The organism is Massilia luteola, from assembly GCF_034420155.1.
GTDB lineage: Bacteria > Pseudomonadota > Gammaproteobacteria > Burkholderiales > Burkholderiaceae_D > Telluria > Telluria luteola.
In genome coordinates this window covers 175736-197832 of sequence record NZ_JAXOFN010000011.1, presented here as the reverse complement: position 1 = coordinate 197832, position 22097 = coordinate 175736, and the positions used below count along the sequence as shown (strand labels likewise).

The following is a 22097-nucleotide window of genomic DNA, read 5'->3' as shown; positions in this document are numbered from 1 at the left end:
CACCACCGCAGGCGGCACCACGAGCGTGGCCACCGGCTGCGCCTCGTCCGTCGTACCGGCCACCAGCACATTCTTGCCGAGGTGGTTGGCGTACGCGATGCCCAGTGCGACGTTCGTCAGCGCAGTACCCGCGCCCATCTCGCCCAGCAACGCCGGCGTGTTGAACGCCTGCTTCATGAAATCCAGTTCCGGCATCTCCTCGGTCACGGTGCGCGCCAGCGCGGCGATGCGGTCGGATGCGGTGGCGGCGTTGTTGCTGGCGGCGTTATTGGCATCGTGGATGACGTAGCCGACATCGGTCGTCTGCTTGCCCGCGTTGTGCGCCGCCTTTTCGACGGCGGCCTTCCATGCCTGGATGACGCGCGGCGGCTTGTCCTTGCCACTGTCGAAGTCGGCGATCTTCGCGCTGGCAGGATAGCCGAGCCAGGCCAGCGGGGCGCGCTCCGTCTTGAATTCCGGGCCGGCCAGGATCAGGAGGACCATGTTTTCGTTGATTTGCTCGTCCTTCGGCGGATAGCTCGGCGCGTCCCAGTTCATGACCCAGACGGTTTCCTTCGGGTGTGCCTGCAGGTAGTCGAGTGCGGCCGATAACGAAGTGAATCCGGCGTTGGCGCCGCCTGGGGTCACGCGAACGTCGGGTGGGGTGCTGCGGGTCCAGGAGCCCGGTGCGCCGGGAAGGCCGATGTCGAAAGCTTCAATGATCACATCCCGCGTTCTATTCGCGGCGCTCACTGGATCGAGTTTGCCCGCCGGGAGGGCGTATTCAACGTGAATCCCGGCCAGCTCGCGCCAGGTCGACTTGTCTTCAACGTTATGAGCGTTATAGAAATAGTTGGAATCCATGAAGTAAATGTCTCTGTACAGGTACATTAATTTATCAACATATTTTTTATGGAAAGCGTCGAAGCTATCTCTACCACCTGCTGGATTTGCAATCGCCGCGATGGCCTGGAGCTTGGTGAACGTCTGCGGCTCGGTCCTCACCATGTCGTCGTCTGGATTGGGCTTGACCAGACCGAGCGTCCACAGGAGCTGCCATTCAGTCGGGTAGTCCATGCGCTCCAGTGGATTCAACCACTGCAAACCGACGACTTGGGCCATATATGGCCGCGCCGGCGCCGGGGCCGGCTTCGCGGCCGCTTCCGCCTCCGCGTGAACCGGGCGAGCCGCGATGCCCAGCATGACGCCGAACGTGAGCGTGGCAAACGCCGTCGGAATAGCCACGAGGCGGGTCAGCAGCTGCCCGTCAGTGAGAGATTGCGCCGCGTCCGTACCGGAGCGTGCGGTCATCCATATTGAAATCGCTACGGCGATGATAAACGCCAGTATGCTATAGGCAAACTGACGCAATGTGAAACCTGCGAAAATCCGCATGTCGTGTTTCCTCATAATTAAAATACCGACCGCTTGTTGCGAACTTTTATTGGCAGCACCGCATCGCTTTCGCACGTGCTCCATTCCGCGACCTCTTTGCCCCCCATCATGCCGGATTTGAAGTACCTCTCGAACGCCACGATGGGATTTCCCTCTTCTAAGCCATCAAGAAACCGCCAGTCCGCCATCATACGAAGGCGCCCAAGGTCTTCCTTGGCAATGTGACACACCCCAACCGGAATGTCATAAGCCAGCGCCTTCTCCGAATGATCCGGATTCGTCAGGATGGACGAGTGATCAGTCGCCGGCGTCCCGACGTTTTCGACCAACAATTTCTTGATCTTCTCGGCACGCCAGGCTTTGTAGTCATCGCTGGCAGTCGTCACGTCATCTTCCTCGGTGACCGCATCCTTCTTGCCATATTTCCCATCACGCCTTGCGCGCATCCGCAGAAACGCGTGATGCTCATACATCAGACTCGCCTCGGTCGCCTCATTGCCCCTTGCCGCGTCGGTGGTTGGCGCATCCCCGGCGTCACGCGGGTCTTTCGGCAGCTCCCGGTTGCCGCCGTAAGGATCGTCCGCATCTCGCTGGCGCTGCGCGTTGCGGCTGAATCCGGGCGCGTCAAGGCCCTCGTCAAAACGGTCGGAGTATTGCCCGAAGCGATACGATTGTGGCTGAAATCCTTTTTCACCCAGCGGTGGCGCCTTCAACGGCGTCCTCCAGCCCTTGTCCGGCAGCGCGTTGATGCGCACGTCGATGATTTTGAAGATCAGGTGAAAAATCGGGGCCGTCGCCACCGTCATGATCGTGGCGATCCCATTGCGGTTGGCGTCCTTTCCCTTCGCGACCGAATATTGGACGCGTAGCGATTCCGGGTACCAGAACTGATTGCTTCCGGGCTTCAAATTATTGCCATCATTGTCCTTCACGTGATGGTCGTTCCAGAAATCGTAGTGCGGCGTGTTCGCGCCGACGCAAAACCCTTGGGCAAACACGCGCTGGCAGAATACGTCATGTCCTTTCGCGGCATCGATTTCGCTAGCGCTCATGCCACGCCAGCCAATCCCCTGGATGGTCGTCGACGATATGACCTGATCATGCGGACTGAAATACAGAGAGACCCGGCCATAGTTGGCCTTGCCGGGACCGTAGCCGCACTTCACTTTGTCCTTCTCCGCCGTAAATCCGTGCGGTTCATTGGCGCAGAGCTTGTCGATGACTTCCGCAGGCTGGCCCTTAGCCTGCTGCTTGATAATCTCGAAAAAATTCTTCAATGTCCCGATCCGCGCTTCGTAGGTCTGGCGGCCATGGCCGGTTTTCCAACTACCCGTCGTCAGCTGCGTCCAGCTTTCCGTTTTATTGTCTTTCAACAGGCTATACGGCGGATTGCACAGCACATAGGTATTGGCCACGCAGTTGCCCGTTTTCCCCGCACCGTCGGTTACGGGGTCCAACCGGTCCCCGAGAAATGCGGCCGCAATCGACACCATGTTTCCCTGGCTGTGGCACACGATGGTCACCGGCACGTCGGCCTGCTGCTTGCGGATTTCTCCGATCAACTTCGCCAGGCGCAGTGCCGCCACGACGTAATATGCTCGATGCGGACAGGCATACACCATCCGGTCATTGGTCGGGTTCAGGTGCTGCGCGTGCAACCACAGGAATAACTGATCACTCAAGCCGCCTTCCCACAGGTCGGGGATCGACGTGCAGCCGTTGGCGAACGGGCCGCCGCCCCAGTAATCCTTTTCGTTCAGGTAGAGCCCGTCGCCGTAGGTCTGCATGTCCGCACCGTCGGCCTTGTAGCCCCAGCGGAAGTGAATCACCGGCGAGAAATGGCCGTCGCCGTCGATAAATTTTTTCGATGTCTTCTTCGGATTCAGGTACCCATCCGCCGTCAGATCCGGTAAATAACTCACCGGCGTCAGCTTGCCGCCTTCGATGGTGCAATGCTGAATCTGGCAGTCGTTGCGCGCCATGCGCGTGTTCAGGCCCTTGCACAAGCCCTCCTCGGCCGCCTGGAACCACTCGCCATCCGAATTCACCCCATGCACGAAGATCACGATGCCCGGCAGCGGCAACTGCATCACCACGTCCAGGTAGCTTTTGTTCAGCAGCGTGCTGCCGCCGCCGTCGCCCACCGTGATCACGGTCGGGTCGTCCATTGTCATGCCTTCCATCCTGCTCCCGCTTACGTCAACAGTTTTTTGAACGTCACCTTGAGCTGCTCCAGCCGGTCGCCCTTGATCGTCGGACCCTCGCCGGCCGCATTGGTCTGCCCGGTGACCGGCGCGGCGCCGTCGCGCTCGATGTGCACCTGCATGCCCTCGACCGGCTTGCCGTCGGTCGCGCGGACCAGCCGCGGCGTGCGCTCGAATGTCCCCGCATCGAACGACGGCATATCGGTCTTAGCGCTGGCCGGCCCGTTCCAGTGGTGTGCCGCGGTCTTGACGGTGAGGTTGCCCGGACCGCCGATCTCGATGTCGCCGCCTTTCAGCTTCAAATAGGCGCCGCCGCTGACCATGAAGGTCATTTCGTCCTGCGCCATGGCGATCACGCGCTTGGCGGCGGTGATCTTGACGTCCTTGGCGGAGACGAGCTTCATGTCGTCGTGCTGGCTCTGCATCGTGAAGTCGCCGTTGTGCGCCACCTGCGTGATGCCGTCGCTGTGCGCGAACAGCGAGATGCCCTTGCCGGCGTTGACGTTGAAGCGCTTGCCGCTGGCGAGCTGCATGTGCTGTTGCGCGACCGTGTCCAGGTTGACGCCGGCGTAGCTGACGATGGTCTGCGGCGTGCTGAATGCGATGCCGGCCGGACCGGTCAGGCTCACGGTCGGCTTGGCGGCGCCCGCCAGGTCGGCGCTGCGCGCGCCCGGCCCCGCCTCGAGGTCGGCCTTGAGCGCATCCTGCGGCGCCGGGTCGACCGGCAGGCCCTGGTGCTGCGCGGCGTAGTCGCCCAGCGTCTTGAACAGGTCCAGGCAATCCTGCATCAGGGCCAGGTGCTCGCTGCTGCCGAGTTGCGTGCCGGCGGCGTCCAGCCGTTTCCAGGCCGAGATCAGCAGCGACTTGGCCGTGCGGATCGCGCCGCTGTCGTCCGTGCGCAGTTCGAAGCCTTGCCCGCGCGGGTCGGCGTGGCCGTCCTGGCGCGGGTGCGTCAGGTAGCCGAGGTTCAGCTGGCTGCGGCCATGGACGCTTTCCAGCTGGGCGCTGATTTCGCCCGGCGTGTCGTCCAGGCGCAGCTGGTTGTAGCGCTGCGACTTGCCTTCGCGGCTGACGATGCCCGACAGGTAGCGGTCGCCCGGCAGGCGGCTCGTGCGGCTGAACGATGGCGGCGGCGTCCTGCCGCCGTGCGCGCGGCCGATGATCAGGGGCTTGTCTGGATCGCCGCCGACGAAGGCGCACAGCACCTGGTGGCCGACGCGCGGCAGCGAGATCGTGCCGTACTGGTCGCCGGCCCACGGATTCGCCACCTGGACCCAGGCCGAGTCGCGGTCGCTGCCGGACGCGCCCGCGCCCTGTGCGTGCGCGTGGTCGTCCTCGCGGCAGCCGGGAAAGCGCACCTTGACGCGGCCGAGCGAGTCGCAGTGGATCTCTTCATTGACCGGACCGACCACGGTCACGTATTGCAGCGCCGTGCGCGGCAAGTCCACGCGCGGGTCGTATGCCGGCACGATCGGCACGCCGCGCCGCACGCAGCTGAACCGGTTGGTGTAGCGCACCCCGCGCTCGAGACTGGCCTGCGCCAGCGCCGCGCTGTCGTCGCGCCAGCGGTTCAGCGAGAACAGGCGCCGCGCCTGGTCGTCGAGCATCTTGGGCAGGTTGTTCTCGGCTTCCACGCGCAGTTCGGTGACGACGAAGTCGCGCTCGGCCTCGGGATGGTCGTCCAGTTCCGGGTGGCCGACGATGGTGTTCCATTGGCCGACGCACATATTGCGCTCGCTGCCTTCGCCCTGGAACGACTTCGCTTCGTACTCGTGGCGCTGGATGCGCGCCACGCCGAGGCTGCGGTAGTCGGCGTCGTTGTCGCCGACGTGGGGCGCGTCGACGAGGTAGTCGTCCAGGCTCGCGGCGAAGCGGTTGCCAAGGTCGCCCTGGTCGTGCATCCCGCTTTCCTGCGTGGTCGTCGGACCGGAACTCGCGTAGTCCCAGCTCTGGCGGCCGATCTTCCCCGGCGTCAGCGTGCGCACGGCGTGCCAGGCCGTGATGACGTCGCGCGCTTCGGTCGCATCGTCGCGATGGAAGCGCACCGCGCCGCCGGCGTTCCGTTTGAGCGCCATGGCGTCGTCGAACAGCACCAGGGTATGCAACGGCGTGTCATCGCTGCCCCGTTCACTCGCGGCCCCGGGCTGGATGAACCAGGAAATGCCGCGCCGCTTCCACAGGCGACGCAGGAACGCGCCCGTCGACTCGTTGTATTGCATCGTGAATTCGCGTTGCGGATACGACTTCAAGCTGCCGAGATCGTAGGCGAACGCGCGCGCCGCCACGGGATTCGCCTGGCGAAACTCCTTGAGCACGATGTCGGTGATGTCGGCTTCACTGGCGTTGCGGAATACGCGCGTGTTGCTGGACTTGTCGAGCAGGGCAAAGGCATCGCGCACGACCAGCTGGTAGGTGGCCAGCCCGCCGTCGCCCTGTCCCTCGGCCGCCGCGGCGACGATGCCGCACACGGCGCGCAGGCCGCCGCTGTCGGTGACGAACTGCAGTTCCACCGGGCTCGCGATGAACTGCTTGAGTTCAAGGCCGGCTTGCGTGGCGACGCACAGCAGCGAGTACTCGATGCCGCCGCACAGGCTCTCGACGCCGCTGACGTGCTTGACGAGCAACTGGTCGTCGCGTACGCCACGCGGGGTGGACATGCGCAGGCGGATGGGGCGGTTGGCATCGGTCAGGTTGAACGAAGCGCTGATGAAGGACATGGCAGGAGCTGGGGGACCGGAACCTGGCAATCATAATGAAAATCTGTAACGTTTTTCTCACAGATTATTTCATTAGCTTCACTTTTTAGTGCGGTTATGAGGAATGCGTTCGATCGGGAACGCATTGTTTTTCATATGAAATTTATCTTTCTCGCGATGGAAAATGTCGCAAGCAGCGCCAGGTAGCGGTGAGAAAATGTGAATTCCAGAACGATTCAATGCGCCGGAACCGCGTTTCGGTCTGCTGACCGTCAGGCTGCTCGCGGGGCCGCTACCTGAAACGTCGTCCTCAGGCTTCGGCAGCCTGCGCCTGCGCCTCGGCCAGCAGCGAACGGATCTCCGGAATGCACGACCCGCAGTTGCCCCCCGCCTTCGTGCACGCCGTGACGGCGGCCGCGTCGCACAGGTTGTTCTGGCGGATCGCGATCTCGATCGTCTTGCGGCCCACGCCGAAGCACGAGCACACGGTCGGTCCGGCGTCGAAGCCCTTCTCGCGGGCGCGGCCGGACAGCAGGCCGATACGGTCGGCCGGCGCCAGGCGCTCCTTGTCGAACATGCTGGCGAGCCAGGCGCGCGCCGGCAGGTCGGCGCGCTGCGCCACGAACAGGCAGGCCTCGATGCGGCCGTCGACGAGGTGCGCGGCGCGGACCATGCCGCCGTTCTTGTCCTCGACTTCGATCCAGTCGGCGTCCTCGTCGTGCACGTCCAGCAGGCGCCGCGCCCACGCGGCCGCGTCGGCGAACGGCTTGCGGCCGGCCAGTTCGTAGCGGACGAAATCCTTGCCCTGGATGCGCGTCCAGTTGACGGCCTCGCGCAGCGGCAGTTCCGTGCGCGACAGGATGAAGCCGTACCACGTGACGCCGAACGGTTCGATGCGCACCGGCGTGTGCTTGAATTCCGGCTCGCCCGACACCGGATCGACGGCCGGGTTGACGACGGTGCCCACGCGCGCGTCGGACGCCGTCTGGCCGCTCCAGTGGATCGGCATGAACACGCTGCCGCGCGCGATGCCGCCGCCGTGCTGCACGCGCGCCACGACGGCGCCCCAGTCGCTCGTCACGCGGGCGAGCTCGCCCGCCTTCACGCCGCACAGCAGCGCATCCTGCGGGTGCATGTCGATGAACGGTTCCGGGATGTGCTCGGCCAGTTTCTGCGAGCGGCCCGTGCGCGTCATCGTGTGCCACTGGTCGCGCACGCGGCCCGTGTTCAGCACGAGCGGATACTCGCCGCCGGGCAGGTTCGCGGGCGCGCGCGGCGCCGTCGGCACGAAACGCGCGCGGCCGTCGCCATGCGCGAAGCGGCCGTCACCGAACAGGCGCGCCGTCCGTTCCTGCGGCGTGCGCACCGGCCACTGCACCGGATCGAGCGCGTCGTAGTCGGCGCGCGTCATGCCGGTCAGTCCTCCGATGTCGAACATGCGGCGGCGCTGGCCGTCGATCCCGTTCTTCCAGGCCGACAAATGTGCATGCTCGTCGAAGATCTGGTGCGGCGACGTGAAGTCGAAACCGCCGAAACCCATGCGGCGCGCGACGTCGCACACGATGTCCCAGTCGGCGCGGGCACTGCCCGGCGCGGACAGGAAGGCGCGCTGGCGCGAGATGCAGCGCTCGGAATTGGTGACCGTGCCATCCTTCTCGCCCCAGCCGAGGGCCGGTAGCAGCACGTGGGCCGCGTCGTTCGTGTCGGTGCCGAGGACGATGTCGCTAGCCACCACCAGCTCGCATTTCTCGAGCGCGCGGCGGGCCTGGTCGGCATCCGGCAGGCTCACGAGCGGGTTCGTCGCCATGATCCACACGGCTTTCACCTTGCCCTCCTCGATGGTGCGGAACAGGTCGACGGCTTTCAGGCCCGGCTTGCTTGCTACGTGCGGCGAGCCCCAGAAGTCCTGCAGCGCGGCGCGCTGCGCGGCATCGTCCAGGTCCATGTGCGCGGCCAGCATGTTCGCGAGGCCGCCCACTTCGCGCCCGCCCATCGCATTCGGCTGGCCCGTCAGCGAGAACGGTCCCATGCCGGGACGGCCGATGCGGCCCGTGATCAGGTGGCAGTTGATGATCGCATTGACCTTGTCGGCACCGCTCGTCGACTGGTTCACGCCCATCGTGAACGCCGTGACGACCTTCTCCGTATTCGCGAACATGTCGTAGAAGCGTTCCAGGTCGCGCGGATCGACGCGGCAGGCCTTGGCCACGTCGGCCAACGTGCCGGCCTTGGCGGCGGCGTCCAGCGCGTCCGCCAGGCCCGTCGTGTGGCCGGCGACGAAACCCTCGTCGGCCGCATGCACGGCGAGGTGGCCGAACAGGCCGTCGAACAGCCACACGTCCGTGCCCGGCTTGACGGGCAGGTGGAGGTCGGCGATGTCGCACGTGGCCGTGCGGCGCGGGTCGATGACGACGACCTTCAGTTCCGGGCGCTCCTGCTTGGCGCGCGCGATGCGCTGGTACAGCGTCGGGTGGCACCACGCGGCGTTCGAGCCGACCAGCACGACCAGGTCGGCCAGTTCGAAATCCTCGTAGCAGCCCGGCACGACGTCCTCGCCGAACGCGCGCTTGTGGCCGGCCACGGCCGACGACATGCACAGGCGCGAATTGGTGTCGATGTTCGCGCTGCCGACATAGCCCTTCATGAACTTGTTGGCGACGTAGTAATCCTCGGTCAGCAGCTGGCCGGAGACGTACAGCGCGACGGCGTCCGGGCCGTGCTCCGCGATGACGCGCGCGAATCCTTGCGCGACCTTGTCCAGCGCTTCGTCCCAGGAAGCTTCGCGCAGTGCGCCTTCCTCGCGCACCATCGGCGCCAGCAACCGCCCGCGGTTGCCCAGCGTTTCGCCCAGCGCGGAACCCTTCACGCACAAACGGCCCTGGCTGGCCGGGTGCGCGGCGTCGCCCGCGATCGCGATCGCGCCGTCCTGCCCGACCTGGGCATTGACGCCGCAGCCGACGCCGCAATAGGGGCAGGTCGTACGGACAGTGGTGGGAATCGAAGACAACTTCATGAAAACTCCTTGTCAGGCCGCCTGCGCAGCGACGTCGTCGTGGTGCGCGCGGCCGAACAGCAACTGGTCGCGGATGGACGAGATGTCCGTCCGCTTTTGAATCAGGTCGAAATACCACGGGCCGTCCGCGACGTCCCCGTACAGCACGGCGCCCGTCAGGCGGTTGCCCGCGACGACGAGGCGTTTATAGATGCCGCCGCGGCGGTCGCGCAGCACGAGGTCTTCGCTGCCGTCGCCGCCGACGATGTCGCCGGCCGAATACAGGTCCACGCCCGTGACCTTCAGCTTCGTCGCGGTGGCCTGCTGCACGTAACGGCGATGGCCCGCGCCCGCGAGGTGGGCGGCGGCGACGCGCGCCTGGTCCCAGATCGGCGCGACGAGGCCGAACGTGGCGCGGCGGTGCTGCACGCATTCGCCGACGGCGTACACGCGCGGGTCGTAGGTCTGCAAGGTGTCGTCGACGACGATGGCGCGCTCGCAGTGCAGGCCCGCATCCTTCGCCAGCTCGACGTTCGGACGCACGCCGGCGGCCATCACGACGAGGTCCGCGTCGACCGTCTCGCCATCGTCGAAGCGCACCGCACGCACGCGGTCTTCCCCCTCGATGGCGGCGGTCTGGCGGTTCAGGAGGATGCGCAGGCCGCGCAGTTCCAGGCTCGCGCGCAGCAGTTCGGCGGCGGGCGGATCGAGCTGCTGGTTCATCAGGCTGCCCGTCACGTGCACGACCGCGACTTCCATCCCCTGGCGCAGCAGGCCGTTGGCCGCCTCGAGGCCGAGCAGGCCGCCGCCGATGACGACGGCCTTCCCGCCCGCGCGCGCGGCGGAAAGCATCGTGTCGACGTCGCTCAGGTCGCGGAACCCGATCACGCCCGGCAGCTGGTGGCCCGGCACCGGCACGATGAACGGCTTCGAGCCGGTGGCGATCAACAGGCGGTCGTACGGCACGGCGAGGCCGGAAGCGGCGTACACGACGCGCTTCTTGCGGTCGATGCGCACGACCGGATCGCCCGCGTGGAGCACGATGCCGTTGGCGTCGTACCACTCGCGCGTGTTGAGCATGATGTCGTCGAGCGTCTTCTCGCCCGCGAGCACGGGCGACAACAGGATGCGGTTGTAATTCCCGTGCGGCTCGGCGCCGAACACGGTGATGCGGTACATGCCGGGCGCGAGCTTCAGCAGCTCTTCGACCGTGCGCATGCCCGCCATGCCGTTGCCGATGACGACCAGCCGCGGATGTTTGTCATGCGCATGCGGAGCGTTCATCTCAGGCCCCTACCCAGACCTTGCCGTCTTCGACACGCACCGGATAGCTGGCCACCGAGTGATGCGGCGCTTCCAGGCATTCGCCGGTCTGCAGGTCGAAGTGCTGCTTGTAGATCGGCGAAGCGACGACGATGCGTTCGCCGATGCTGCCGACCAGGCCGCGCGACAGCACGGACGCTTCCGAATTCGGATCGTAGTTATCGATGGCGAACACGCGCGGGGACGCGCCGCCCACGCGGAACACGGCCACCTGGCGGCCGCCGAGCAGTGCGGCCACGCCGGTGTCGGGGACGATCTGGTCGAGCGCGCAGATGGCGTTCCACTGATTCAGTTGGATATCGCGATGCATGGTGTTCTCCTTGTTCCAGTCAAATAAACGCGGTGGGTGACTCAATGACTCAGGCGGCGGCGATCGGGATGACGCGGCGGCGTTCGTCCGGCGTGGCCGGGCGGATCTGGCCGCGCTCAGGCATGAACACGACGTTGTCGTCCGGGTTCTCGCTGTTGACGAAGCTGCGGAAGCGCTGGCGCACGGCCGGATCCTCGACGGCGTTCTTCCACTCGTCGGCGTACGTGTCGACCACGCGCTGCATGTCCGCTTCCAGTTCGGCCGCGATGCCCAGCTTGTCGTCGACGACGACCTGCTTCAGGTAGTCCAGGCCACCTTCGAGGTTCTCGCGCCACGTGCTCGTGCGCTGCAGGCGGTCGGCCGTGCGCACGTAGAACATCAGGAAGCGGTCGACGAGCTTCACGACGGTGTCTTCGTCCAGGTTCGACGCGATCAGCTCGGCGTGGCGCGGTTTCATGCCGCCGTTGCCGCACACGTACAGGTTCCAGCCCTTGTCCGTCGCGATCAGGCCCACGTCCTTGCCCTGCGCCTCGGCGCATTCGCGGGTGCAGCCGGAGACGCCGAACTTGATCTTGTGCGGCGCGCGCAGGCCCTTGTAGCGGTTTTCCAGCGCGATGGCGAAGCCGACCGAATCGCCCACGCCGTAGCGGCACCACGTCGAGCCGACGCACGATTTCACCGTGCGCAGCGACTTGCCGTAGGCGTGGCCGGATTCGAAGCCGGCCGCGATCAGTTCTTCCCAGATCGCCGGCAGCTGGTCCACGCGGGCGCCGAACAGGTCGACGCGCTGGCCGCCCGTGATCTTGGTGTACAGGTTGTATTTCTTCGCGACCTGGGCGACGGCGATCAGGCCGTCCGGCGTCACTTCGCCGCCCGGCATGCGCGGCACGACGGAATAGGTGCCGTCCTTCTGGATGTTGCCGAGGAAGTAGTCGTTCGAGTCCTGCAGGCTCGCGTGTTCCGGCTTCAGCACGAAGTCGTTCCACGTCGATGCGAGGATGTTGGCGGCGACCGGCTTGCAGATGTCGCAGCCCAGGCCCTTGCCATGCTTGTGCAGCAGGTCGGCGAAGCTCTTGATGCCGCCCACGCGGATCAGGTGGTGCAGTTCCTGGCGCGAGTACGGGAAGTGTTCGCACACGTGGTTGGTGACGGCCATGCCGGCCTTCGCCATCTCGGCCTTCATGATCTGGGTGACGAGCGGCACGCAGCCGCCGCACGACGTGCCCGCGTTGGTGCACGACTTGATCGCGCCGATGTCGCAGGCGCCCCCGGCCACCGCGTCGCAGATGGCGCCCTTGCTGACGGCATTGCAGGAGCAGACCTGCGCGGCCGCCGGCAGCGCGTCGACGCCCAGCGCCGGACGGGCGCCGCCTTCGGCCTGCGGCAGGATCAGGAATTCCGGCGCTTCCGGCAACTCCATATCGTTGAGCATCATCTGCAGCAGGCTGCCGTATTCGGCGGCATCGCCGATCAGCACGGCGCCCAGCAGGCGCTTGCCGTCGTCGGAGACAACGATCTTTTTGTAGACTTGCTTGCGCTCGTCCGTGAACTGGAAGCTGCGCGCGCCCGGCGTGTTGCCGTGGGCGTCGCCGATCGACGCGACGTCCACGCCCATCAGCTTCAGTTTCGTGCTCATGTCGGCGCCGGCGAAGGCGGCTTCCTGGCCGAGCAGCGCACGCGCGACGATGCGCGCCATTTCATAGCCCGGTGCGACGAGGCCGAACGTCTGGCCACCCCACGCGGCGCACTCGCCGATCGCGTAGACGTGCGGGTCGGAGGCGAGGCAGGCGTCGTCGATGGCGACGCCGCCGCGCGGGCCGAGCGCCAGGCCGCAGGCCTTGGCCAGCTCGTCGCGTGGGCGGATGCCGGCCGAGAACACGATCATGTCGGCTTCCAGGTGGCTGCCGTCGGCGAATTCCATGCGGTGCGTGGCGGACTCGCCGTCGACGATCTGCAGCGTGTTCTTTTGCGTGTGGACCGAAACGCCCAGCGCCGCGATCTTGTTGCGCAGGACGCGGCCGCCCAGGTCGTCGACCTGCACGGCCATCAGGCGCGGCGCGAATTCGACGACGTGGGTGTCGAGGTGCATGTCGCGCAGGGCCTTGGCGCATTCGAGACCCAGCAGGCCGCCGCCGACGACGACGCCGGTTTTCGAACGGGCGCCGCATTCCGTCATCTTTTCCAGGTCTTCGATGGTGCGGTAGACGAAGATGTCGTCGCGCTCCTTGCCCGGGACGGGCGGCACGAACGGGTACGACCCCGTCGCGAACACCAGCTTGTCGTAAGCCAGCACTTCACCGTCGGCCAAGGTGACGGTCTTCGCGGCGCGGTCGACGGCGACGGCCTTGGCGTTCAGCTTCAGGTCGACGTTGGCGGCGTGATTCTCGAAGAAGCCCGGCGCGACGAGCGACAGTTGCTCGGCCGTCGTGCCCGAGAAGAATGCGGACAGGTGCACGCGGTCGTAGGCGGGACGCGGTTCCTCGCACAGCACGGTGACGTGGAAGCTTGCCGATTGGGCGGCGTCCGCGAACAGGGTTTCGAGGAATTTGTGGCCGACCATGCCGTGGCCGATGACGATCAGTTTCATGTTGCGACTCCTATACAGCGATAACTTGTTCAGGCGGCGGCGGGCGCCGGCGTTTCGGGGACGGTGAGCGTGAAGCGCACGCCGATGGCGCACAGCGCCGCGACGAGGACGGCACCGCCCAGGATCATCAGGCTCTGGCGCACGTCGCCGGTCGCCTTCATCAGGAAGCCGGCCAGCACGGCGCCGACGTTGCCGCCCGCGCCGACGATGCCGGCCACGCCGCCCAGCGCCTTGCGGCTCACGAACGGGACCAGCGCATAGGTCGAACCGCACGCCATGTGGGTGCACAGGCCGAAGGCGAGCATGGCGACGATGGCCATGGTCACGTTGGTGGTCTGCGAGAACCACAGCAGGCCCAGGCCCTCGCCGATCATCAGGATGAACAGCAGGTTCACGCGGGAATTCAGGTCACCGCGGGCGGCGACCTTGTCCGAGATCCAGCCGCCGAGGGCGCGGGCGAACAGGGCCAGCAGGCCGAAGCTGCCGGCGGCCATGCCGGCCCCTTTCAGGGACAGACCGAAGTGGTCGACGTAATAGGTCGCGGCCACGTTGTGGATGAACAGTTCGATGCCGAAGCAGGCGCCGTAGGTGATGAACAGCAGCCAGGCGCGGTAGTTGCGGCAGGCTTCGAAGAAGCTCGCCCAGCCGCCCTTGCCGCCGCTTTCGAACGGCACGCCCGCCGCGCGCAGCTCGGCGAAGTTGCCTTCCGGGCAGTCCTGCGTGAATTTGTAGTAGACGACGGAAATGATCAGCATCAGCACGCCCGGCGCCAGCAGCGCGACGCGCCAGCCCATCGTTTCGGTCACGCCCAGCATGACCACGGCGCCCAGCAGCAGCGGCATCGTGGCCTGCGCGACGCCGGCGCCGCTGTTGCCCCAGCCGGCCGAGGCCGCGTTGGCGGTACCGACGACCTTCGGGCCGAACATGACGGAGGTGTGGTACTGCGTGATCACGAAGCTGGCGCCGACGGCGCCGATGCCGAGGCGGAACAGCAGGAAGCTTTCGTAGCTCTGGGCCATCGCGACGCCCAGCACCGGGATCGCGCCCAGCGCCAGCAGGCCGGTATAGGTCTTGCGGGGGCCGAAGCGGTCGCACAGCGGGCCGACGATCAGGCGCATGAGGATGGTAATGGCGACGGCTGCGATGTTGATGTCGGCGATCTGGCTGACCGACAGGTGGAACTCGCCCTTGATCACCGGCATCAGCGGTGCGCAGGCGAACCAGGCATAGAAGCAGACGAAGAAGGCCACCCAGGTCAGGTGGAACGCGCGCATCTGGGGCGTATCAAAGGAGAATAGCTTGATGCTGTTTGCTTTGCCGGCCATTTTTATTCCCTTCTTGAAAACGAAAAGGCGCCCGCTGCGTACCGCGGGCGAGAGTGAAGATCGCGTTTGCGGTGCAGCGGACGCCGTTGTCCTGTTTGCCGACCCGTCGTTGGGCCGGCGCTGTATTACCCGGGGATCGCCGTTGATCCCGTTACCTCCGTATTTGCAAGACCCGTGCCAGATGGTTTTCCCGGCCCAGAACGTGGCATCGGCGCCGATTCGCTTCATTGCAGTGCACCATGCACGCAAATAACGCACGCAAATGAAGCATCTCGGCCAGGGGCGTCTCGTGAAGGTGGAAACGACGTTGTGACTGGTATCGGGTGCGATCCGGTCATTCCCGGCAGGCGGGTGGCCGCAACCCGTGGAGCGTCACCCCGCGAAGGCGGGGCCCTAACTTGCTCCGCGTCTACGCAACGTCATTGGGTGCCCGCGTGCGCGGGCATGCCGGCCAGCCGGACCGGCCGTTGCGCGACAAATTCATGAGCACGGCCATGCGCGCGGGCTGGCCGCCGGTGCATGAAGGCGCCGCCGATCACGGCCCTGTTCCGGACGGTCCGACCCGGCCACGAATGCGTGTGCCAGGCGTTTCCTTGGTCTTAGCCGAGCAGATCCTCGACGTCCAGGATGCGCTGGGCCACGTCGGCCAGCCTGAGCTTCTTGTTCATCGCCATCGTGCGCAACCGCTGGTAGGCCTCGTCTTCCGTCAGCTTGTTGCGCGCCATGAGCACGCCCTTGGCCCGTTCGATCAGCTTGCGGTCGGCCAGCTGGCGGCGCGTATCGGACAACTCGCCCATCAGCTTCTGCTCGCGCGTGAAGCGCTTCAGGGCCACGTCCAGCACGGGTTTCACGCGCTCGGCCTGCAGGCCGGCCACGATGTACGCGCTGACCCCGGCGTCGATCGCCGCGTCCATGCTGGACGGCGTCTGGTCGTCCGTGAACAGGACGATGGGCCGCGGCTCGTCGCGCGTGGCGATCACGATGTGCTCGAGGACGTCGCGCGCGTCCGATTCGCTGTCGATGATGATCATGTCCGGCTGGATCTGCGCGATCCGCTCGGGCAGGAAGACGTCGGCCGGCAGCGAGGCGACGATGTCGTAGCCGGATTCCAGCAACCCGATGCGCAGCGCCGTGTTGCGCCGTGCCTGGGCGGCGAGCGCGGCCTCGTCCGTGGCGTGATCCGGCACGGTGTTGACGACGACGATGCGCAGGGTGCGCTGGACCTTAAGAGGCGGTTTCATGCCCATGGGGTATGCAAGTTCCGGGCCAGACACTCAGATATTCAGCAGCCGCATGATATGACTGCGCATCCGCTTTAGTTGTCTTGCGGAAAATATTCACAAAACAGATGGGCTGCATCATAAATCTAAAGTTCATTTATGACTGGGTTGTCCCTATACTGCATCGCAACACGACAGATTTTCACCGGAGATGACAATGACTACCGCAACGATCACCAAGGCGCAGGACAAGGGTCTGCGCCACCATATCGCCGACACCTTCGGCAAGCTCCGCGACCTTGCGATCGAACTGTACACCGCGCACGGCGGCTGGATCGTGCCCGACGTCGCACAGCCGGCCAGCGGCGCGCTCGCCCGCAGCAGGATGCAACGCCACGCCGGCATCATCATCCTGGGCCCGTTCTGCGCAGCCGCGCTGGCCCCGGAAGCCGTCCGCGACATCCCGAACAACTAAGCAAAGCCAAGGATAAAGATCATGACCCCAGTCGAATACCTCACCGTCGGCATCTCGGCCGCCGCCATCGTTACCCGCATCGTGATGTTCGTGCGTAACCCGACCGTCACCGCGCCGACCGAACTGTGGCTGGCCGAAGCGCCGACCGAACTGTGGATGGCCGAATACGCGCAACCGAAAGCGGCCGCGTAAAGCAATCCCGGTTGCAAAGACGTCTCCACACGCCCGGCATTGGCCGGGCGTTGTTTTTTGTACTTACGCACGCGCGCCACTCCCGCTGGCGAATCCGCACAGCATCGTTGTCGGCTGAGCTAGAATGCTTTTTTGCAATTTCTCACCAAGAAAAGCATTCTTGTTCTTCATTTATCCACCCGACTGATGATGCGACTTCCCACTTTCGCCGTTCTCGCCGCGCTGCTGGCGCTGCCCGCCGCCGCCTCGACGCCCGTAACCCTCGACCAGGCCATGGCCAACCCCGACTGGATCGGCACCCCCGTGGAAGCGGCGTGGTGGAACTGGGACGGCAAGCAGATCCTCTATAAACAGAAGCGCACCGGCTCGCCGCTGCGCGACACGTGGCGCGTGAACGCGGCCCGGGCGGGCCATGCGGCGCAGGTGGCGGATGCCGAACAGGCCAGGCTGGACAGCCCGGAAATGCTGTACAACCGCGCGCGGACCCGGGCCATCGTCGTGCGCAACGGCGACCTGTTCGAACGCGACATCAAGAACGGCGCCCTCGTGCAGATCACGCGCAGCAACGGCGTGCCGGTCCAGGCCGTGCAATATTCGGCCGACGAGCGCGGCGTGCAGTTCCGCATCGGCGACGACTGGTTCGGCTGGGATCGCAACGAGCGCGTGCTCGGTCCCATCGCGTTACCGCGCGCCGCCAAGGACCCGAACGCGACGGAGCCCGACGCCCTGCGCGACATGCAGCTGCGCCTGTCGACGATATTGAAACGCCAGAAGGACGAGCGCGACGCCACCCACGCCCGGGCCGAGGCACTGCGCCGCGCCGATCCGACCCGCGCCCCGGCCCCGATCTATTTGGGCGACAAGATCGCGATCGTGAACAGCGCGCTGTCGCCGGACGGCCGCTGGCTGCTCGTCGTGACGGGCCCGAAGACCGCCGACAAGGGCCGCGCCGGCAAGATGCCCCGCTACGTGACGGAAAGCGGCTACGAGGAATTCTCGGAAGAGCGCACGCGCGTCGGCCGCAACACGCCGCACGGCCACGGCCTGAAGCTCGTGAATCTGGCGACGCACGAGGTGAAGGACCTGGCGTTCGACGTCCTGCCCGGCATCGCGGTCGACCCGCTGGCGCAGTTGCGCGCGGCGCACAAGCTCGACCCGCTGAAGGGCAACCGCCCCGTGATGATCGGCTTCGACGGCGAGGCGATCACGTGGAGCCTGGACGGCGCCAACGCGGCCGTCATGTTCCGCGCGGTCGACAACAAGGACCGCTGGATCGCCACCGTCGACCTGCCGCATGCGACGCTGAAGCCCGTGCACCGCCTGACGGACGAGGCCTGGGTCAACTACGACAACAATGAATTCGGCTGGCTGCCGGACAACACGACGCTGTGGTACCTGTCGGAGGAAACGGGCTATTCGCACCTGTACGTGCGCGACGCGGCCGGCCGCACGCGCGCGCTCACGCAAGGACCATGGGAAGCGTCGGACGTGGCCTGGTCGGCCGACGGCCGCACCGCCTGGCTGCTGTGCAACCGCAAGACGCCGGGCACGTACGACGTCTGCGCCGTGAACGCCGCGGATGGCGCCACGCACGAGGTGAGCAACCTGGCCGGCGTGCAGGATTTCCGCCTGTCGCCGGACCAGAACAAGCTGCTCGTCCACTATTCCGGCCCGTACCTGCCGGCGCAGATCGCGACCGTGCCCGCGCACGGCGGCGAGGCCGTCAGGCTGACCGACACCCGCACGCCGGAATTCAGGGCGCACGAGTGGATCCAGCCGCAGTTCGTGACGATCCCGTCGACCCACGGCGCGGCACCCATCTGGGCCAAGCTGTACCGCCCCGCGCAGTTCGAGCCGGGCAAAAAATACCCGGTCGTGATGTTCGTGCACGGCGCCGGCTACCTGCAGAACGTCACCCAGCGCTACACGCCGTACTTCCGTGAACAGATGTTCCACAACCTGCTCGTGCAGAACGGCTACGTCGTCCTCGACATGGACTACCGCGCGTCGAAGGGCTATGGCGTCAAATGGCGCACGGCGATCTACCGCCAGATGGGACACCCGGAGCTCGACGACTACCTGGACGGCGTGAACTGGATGGTCGCCAACGAACAGGGCGACGCGGCCCGCGTGGGCATCTACGGCGGCAGCTACGGCGGCTTCATGACCCTGATGGGCATGTTCCGCGCGCCCGACGTGTTCAAGGCCGGCGCCGCGCTGCGCCCCGTGTCCGACTGGAGCACGTACAACCACGAGTACACGGCCAACATCCTGAATACGCCGGACGTCGACCCGGAGGCCTATAAGACGTCGTCGCCGATCGAGTATGCGCAGAACCTCAAGGGGCACCTGCTGATCGCGCACGGGATGGTCGACGACAACGTGTTCTTCCAGGACTCCGTGCGCCTGACTGAGCGCCTGATCGAATTGAAGAAGGACCACTGGGAACTGGCGCCGTATCCGCTGGAGCGGCATTCGTTCGTGCAGCCGGAAAGCTGGTATGACGAGTACCGGCGCATCTATCAGCTGTTCGAAAGAACGCTGAAATAGACGGCGTCGTGCCGGCGTTCGCGTCGTGCCTGCGTTCGCGTGGGCTCGGGGAGCCCACCCTACGGCGTTCTTGCTCCTGCTTCGAACCACGCGCCGATCTGCGCGCGCTCGGCATCCGTCATATTGGTCATGTTCGCGAGCGGCATCGCCTTCAGCTGGACGGCCTGCTGGTAGATGCGCGGCGCGTTCCGGGCAATGCCTTCGGCATCGTCCAGCATCACACCGGCCGGCGCGCTCGCGAAACCGGGCTGCGTCGGATGCGCCGCGTGGCATGACACGCAGCGCTGGTGGACGATCGCCTCGACCTGCGCAAAATCGACCGCGCGCGGGGCCGCGGCCGGCCGCGGCGGCGCCAGCACGACCGCGAGCCCCAGCAACAGCGCCGCGCCGATGGCCGGATAGATCCATGCCACGCGCCCCTTGTGGCGCAGGTTGAAGAAGTGGCGGATGAACACGCCCGCCGCCATGATCGCGGCCAGCACGGCCCACGCGTGCGGGTGGCGATAGGTCATCGCGAAGTGGTTGCTGATCATGATGAACAGCACCGGCAAGGTGAAGTAATTATTGTGGACGCTGCGCTGCTTGCCGCGGATGCCGTGGACGGGGTCCGGCGTCAGGCCAGAACGCATTGCCTCGACCATCCTGCGCTGGCCCGGAATGATCACCATCGCCACGTTCGCGACCATGATCGTGCCGATCATCGCACCCACATGGATATAGGCCGCGCGGCCGCTGAGGAAATGCGTGAGCACCCAGGCAGCGCACACCAGCAGCGCGAACATCACGGCGCCGAACGCGAGATCGTGGCGCCCGAGCGGTGAGCGGCACAACAGGTCGTACACGACCCAGCCGGCGACGAGGCTCCCCGCGCCGAGGCCGATGGCCTGCCAGCTCGACAGGTCGGCCACGCTGCGGTCGACCATCATGGCCGGCGCATTGAACCAGTAGACGACGAGGAGCAGCGCAAAGCCCGACAGCCACGTCGCATACGCTTCCCATTTGAACCAGTGCAGCTCGGCCGGCAATTCGGCCGGCGCGACGAGGTATTTCTGCGGGTTGTAGAAGCCGCCGCCGTGCACGGCCCACAACTCGCCGGCCACGCCCTTGCGCGCGAGGTCGGAGCCGGGCGCCGGCGGCCGCAGCGAATTGTCCAGCCAGACGAAGTAGAACGAGGCGCCGATCCAGGCGATGCCGGTGATGACGTGCAGCCAGCGCACCAGCATGTTCATCCATTCGAGGACATACGGGACCAGGTATCCAACGGCTTCCATGACGACTCCTTCAGAGCGTGACCGGCAGGCGACACTGCCTTTGATTTATTTTATCCAACATGAAAAATAACGTATATTTAAAATCAGACTTCGTATATAACCTCATCCGCTCATGTCCTCCCTGCCCCAGCACCTCGACCTGCACCTGATCCGCATCCTCTACCTGCTGCTGGTGGAAAAGAACGTCTCGCGGGTCGCGCTCAAGCTGAACCAGCCGCAGCCGTCGATCTCGGCCTCGCTGCGCAAGCTGCGCGAACTGACGGGCGACCCGCTGCTCGTGCGCGGCGCGCGCGGCATGGTGCCGACCCAGCACGGCGAAAGCCTGCTCAAGCCGGCCAAGCGCATCCTCGACGAGACCGAGAACCTGTTCGTCCGCAAGACGCCGTTCGTGCCGGAGCAGGCCGACCGCACGTTCCACATCGCCGCGCCCGACTACCTCGACACCCAATTCCTGCCGGGCGTCGTCGCGTCGATCCGGCGCGGCGCCCCGAACAGCCGGGTGACGATCCACCACCTGGGGCCGGGCACGGACTACCTGCGCATGCTGTCCGACGGCGAGATGGACCTCGTGATCGCCAACTGGGACGAGCCGCCGTCGCACCTGCACATCTCCAAGCTGTTCGAGGACCCGATCATCTGCACGATGCGCGCCGACAGCGCCTACGCCAAGCGCACGGCGGCCGACGCGATGACGGTCGAGGACTACCTGACCCTGCCCCACGTCGCGCCGACGGCCATGCTGCCCGGCTACCACGGCGTCATCGACGCCTTCCTCGAACGCCAGGGCCTGCACCGCAAGGTGGCCGTGGAATGCCCGTATTTCGGCCTGATCCCGTACATGCTCACCCAGACCGACCTCGTGCTGACGACCGGCCGCCAGTTCATCCGCTTCTACGAAAACACGCTGCCGCTGAAAAACTTCACGGTCCCGATCAAGTTCCCGCCGATGCGTTTCTATCAGCTGTGGCACCAGCGCGTGCACCAGTCGCCCGAGCACAAATGGCTGCGCGACCAGGTGACGGCCGCGGCCAAGGTCGTCGTCAACCGGTAACGTTACGCCGACACGTCGCGCACGTCGCGCGTGGGCGGAGGCCGCCCACGCTACCTGGCCAGCGCCTGCTGCATCTGCGCCGTCATCTGCTGGAACTGCAGCGCCAGCTTCCGGCACGGTTCCTGCTTTGCTTCACACAGCACTTTCATCTCGACGAACGTTCCCTTGTCGGTCTTGCGGATCAGGCGCCGGACGACGGCCGGATAGGCGTCGTGCTCCTTGGGCACGAACGACCACACGGCCAGTTCCGGCTTGGGGACGGTGATGACGGTCCAGCCGTCGGGATGGGTGATCCTGGCGTCCGGCGCCTTCTGCAGGGCGGCCAGGGCGTCGGCGACGCGGGTATAGCCGAGCGGACGGGGTGCGTCGGCGCCCTGCGCGTGGGCGGCGCCGGCCAGGGTCAGCGCGGCGGCGGCGAGGGGAATGGCGAATCGTTTCATGAGTTAATACCAAGTTGACATGGCGACATCGTGACATGTCATGGTCATCCCGGCAACACGATTCGCGCCCGCCCCGTCGGCGCCGTT

16 protein-coding genes are annotated in these 22097 nt (G+C 65.9%); 5 read left to right on the top strand and 11 right to left on the bottom strand.

Annotation, left to right across the window (positions count from 1 at the left end; all coding sequences use genetic code 11):
• The 8 genes from U9J41_RS13770 to U9J41_RS13735 all read right to left on the bottom strand — a co-directional run.
• A partial coding sequence (locus U9J41_RS13770) for a virulence factor (protein ID WP_322402764.1) occupies positions 1-1374 on the bottom strand: 1374 nt, incomplete at its 3' end.
• Positions 1375-1391: 17 nt separating this feature from the next.
• Positions 1392-3542: a T6SS effector phospholipase Tle3 domain-containing protein gene (locus U9J41_RS13765; protein ID WP_322402763.1), complete on the bottom strand. Its 2151-nt coding sequence runs from the start codon at positions 3540-3542 to the stop codon at positions 1392-1394.
• Between the two features lie 26 nt (positions 3543-3568).
• Entirely contained in the window at positions 3569-6295 is a 2727-nt protein-coding gene (locus tag U9J41_RS13760; protein ID WP_322402762.1) for a type VI secretion system Vgr family protein, read from the bottom strand.
• Positions 6296-6584: 289 nt separating this feature from the next.
• Positions 6585-9287 carry a molybdopterin-dependent oxidoreductase gene (locus U9J41_RS13755; RefSeq protein WP_322402761.1) on the bottom strand — a complete coding sequence of 901 codons (2703 nt, stop codon included), beginning with the start codon at positions 9285-9287 and terminating at the stop codon, positions 6585-6587.
• Positions 9288-9299: 12 nt separating this feature from the next.
• Complete coding sequence (locus U9J41_RS13750) at positions 9300-10550, bottom strand: NAD(P)/FAD-dependent oxidoreductase (RefSeq protein WP_322402760.1); 1251 nt, start codon at positions 10548-10550, stop codon at positions 9300-9302.
• A gap of 1 nt (position 10551) precedes the next feature.
• Positions 10552-10899: a nitrite reductase small subunit NirD gene (gene nirD / locus U9J41_RS13745; RefSeq protein WP_322402759.1), complete on the bottom strand. Its 348-nt coding sequence runs from the start codon at positions 10897-10899 to the stop codon at positions 10552-10554.
• 49 nt (positions 10900-10948) lie between these two features.
• The gene (gene nirB, locus U9J41_RS13740; protein WP_322402758.1) at positions 10949-13486 is read right to left on the bottom strand and encodes a nitrite reductase large subunit NirB; all 2538 of its coding nucleotides are present in this window, start codon (positions 13484-13486) and stop codon (positions 10949-10951) included.
• A gap of 29 nt (positions 13487-13515) precedes the next feature.
• Positions 13516-14811, bottom strand: a complete 1296-nt coding sequence (locus tag U9J41_RS13735; RefSeq protein WP_322402757.1) for an MFS transporter — start codon at positions 14809-14811, stop codon at positions 13516-13518.
• On the opposite strand from U9J41_RS13735, the gene U9J41_RS13730 reads away from it, so the two are divergent.
• Positions 14786-15064: a hypothetical protein gene (locus U9J41_RS13730; RefSeq protein WP_322402769.1), complete on the top strand. Its 279-nt coding sequence runs from the start codon at positions 14786-14788 to the stop codon at positions 15062-15064. The genes U9J41_RS13735 and U9J41_RS13730 overlap by 26 nt on opposite strands.
• Positions 15065-15410: 346 nt before the next feature.
• On the opposite strand, the gene U9J41_RS13725 is transcribed toward U9J41_RS13730, so the two are convergent.
• The gene (locus U9J41_RS13725; RefSeq protein WP_322402756.1) at positions 15411-16052 is read right to left on the bottom strand and encodes an ANTAR domain-containing response regulator; all 642 of its coding nucleotides are present in this window, start codon (positions 16050-16052) and stop codon (positions 15411-15413) included.
• 196 nt (positions 16053-16248) lie between these two features.
• Between U9J41_RS13725 and U9J41_RS13720 the strand changes: the two genes are divergently transcribed.
• The 3 genes from U9J41_RS13720 to U9J41_RS13710 all read left to right on the top strand — a co-directional run bounded on the left by U9J41_RS13720 (position 16249) and on the right by U9J41_RS13710 (position 19248).
• Positions 16249-16506, top strand: coding sequence for a hypothetical protein (locus U9J41_RS13720; protein ID WP_322402755.1), 258 nt, complete (start codon positions 16249-16251; stop codon positions 16504-16506).
• A gap of 21 nt (positions 16507-16527) precedes the next feature.
• On the top strand, positions 16528-16698 hold the full coding sequence (locus U9J41_RS13715) for a hypothetical protein (protein WP_322402754.1): 171 nt from the start codon (positions 16528-16530) through the stop codon (positions 16696-16698).
• A 189-nt stretch (positions 16699-16887) separates the two neighbouring features.
• On the top strand, positions 16888-19248 hold the full coding sequence (locus U9J41_RS13710) for a S9 family peptidase (protein ID WP_322402753.1): 2361 nt from the start codon (positions 16888-16890) through the stop codon (positions 19246-19248).
• Positions 19249-19307: 59 nt separating this feature from the next.
• Here U9J41_RS13710 and U9J41_RS13705 read toward each other — a convergent pair whose 3' ends face one another.
• On the bottom strand, positions 19308-20519 hold the full coding sequence (locus U9J41_RS13705; protein WP_322402752.1) for a urate hydroxylase PuuD: 1212 nt from the start codon (positions 20517-20519) through the stop codon (positions 19308-19310).
• A gap of 112 nt (positions 20520-20631) precedes the next feature.
• On the opposite strand from U9J41_RS13705, the gene U9J41_RS13700 reads away from it, so the two are divergent.
• Positions 20632-21570, top strand: coding sequence for a LysR substrate-binding domain-containing protein (locus U9J41_RS13700; protein ID WP_322402751.1), 939 nt, complete (start codon positions 20632-20634; stop codon positions 21568-21570).
• Positions 21571-21620: 50 nt separating this feature from the next.
• Here U9J41_RS13700 and U9J41_RS13695 read toward each other — a convergent pair whose 3' ends face one another.
• Positions 21621-22010 (bottom strand): hypothetical protein, encoded by a 390-nt coding sequence (locus tag U9J41_RS13695; protein ID WP_322402750.1) that lies wholly within the window; start codon positions 22008-22010, stop codon positions 21621-21623.
• Positions 22011-22097 lie beyond the last annotated feature (87 nt).

Coding starts and splice junctions, on each gene's coding strand:
- U9J41_RS13735 (WP_322402757.1), bottom strand. CDS start 14,811: ATGGCCGGCAAAGCAAACAGCATCAAGCTATTCTCCTTTGATACGCCC.
- U9J41_RS13755 (WP_322402761.1), bottom strand. CDS start 9,287: ATGAAGTTGTCTTCGATTCCCACCACTGTCCGTACGACCTGCCCCTAT.
- U9J41_RS13710 (WP_322402753.1), top strand. CDS start 16,888: ATGCGACTTCCCACTTTCGCCGTTCTCGCCGCGCTGCTGGCGCTGCCC.
- U9J41_RS13720 (WP_322402755.1), top strand. CDS start 16,249: ATGACTACCGCAACGATCACCAAGGCGCAGGACAAGGGTCTGCGCCAC.
- U9J41_RS13725 (WP_322402756.1), bottom strand. CDS start 16,052: ATGAAACCGCCTCTTAAGGTCCAGCGCACCCTGCGCATCGTCGTCGTC.
- U9J41_RS13695 (WP_322402750.1), bottom strand. CDS start 22,010: ATGAAACGATTCGCCATTCCCCTCGCCGCCGCCGCGCTGACCCTGGCC.
- U9J41_RS13760 (WP_322402762.1), bottom strand. CDS start 6,295: ATGTCCTTCATCAGCGCTTCGTTCAACCTGACCGATGCCAACCGCCCC.
- U9J41_RS13715 (WP_322402754.1), top strand. CDS start 16,528: ATGACCCCAGTCGAATACCTCACCGTCGGCATCTCGGCCGCCGCCATC.
- U9J41_RS13750 (WP_322402760.1), bottom strand. CDS start 10,550: ATGAACGCTCCGCATGCGCATGACAAACATCCGCGGCTGGTCGTCATC.
- nirB (WP_322402758.1), bottom strand. CDS start 13,486: ATGAAACTGATCGTCATCGGCCACGGCATGGTCGGCCACAAATTCCTC.
- U9J41_RS13700 (WP_322402751.1), top strand. CDS start 20,632: ATGTCCTCCCTGCCCCAGCACCTCGACCTGCACCTGATCCGCATCCTC.
- nirD (WP_322402759.1), bottom strand. CDS start 10,899: ATGCATCGCGATATCCAACTGAATCAGTGGAACGCCATCTGCGCGCTC.
- U9J41_RS13765 (WP_322402763.1), bottom strand. CDS start 3,542: ATGGACGACCCGACCGTGATCACGGTGGGCGACGGCGGCGGCAGCACG.
- U9J41_RS13705 (WP_322402752.1), bottom strand. CDS start 20,519: ATGGAAGCCGTTGGATACCTGGTCCCGTATGTCCTCGAATGGATGAAC.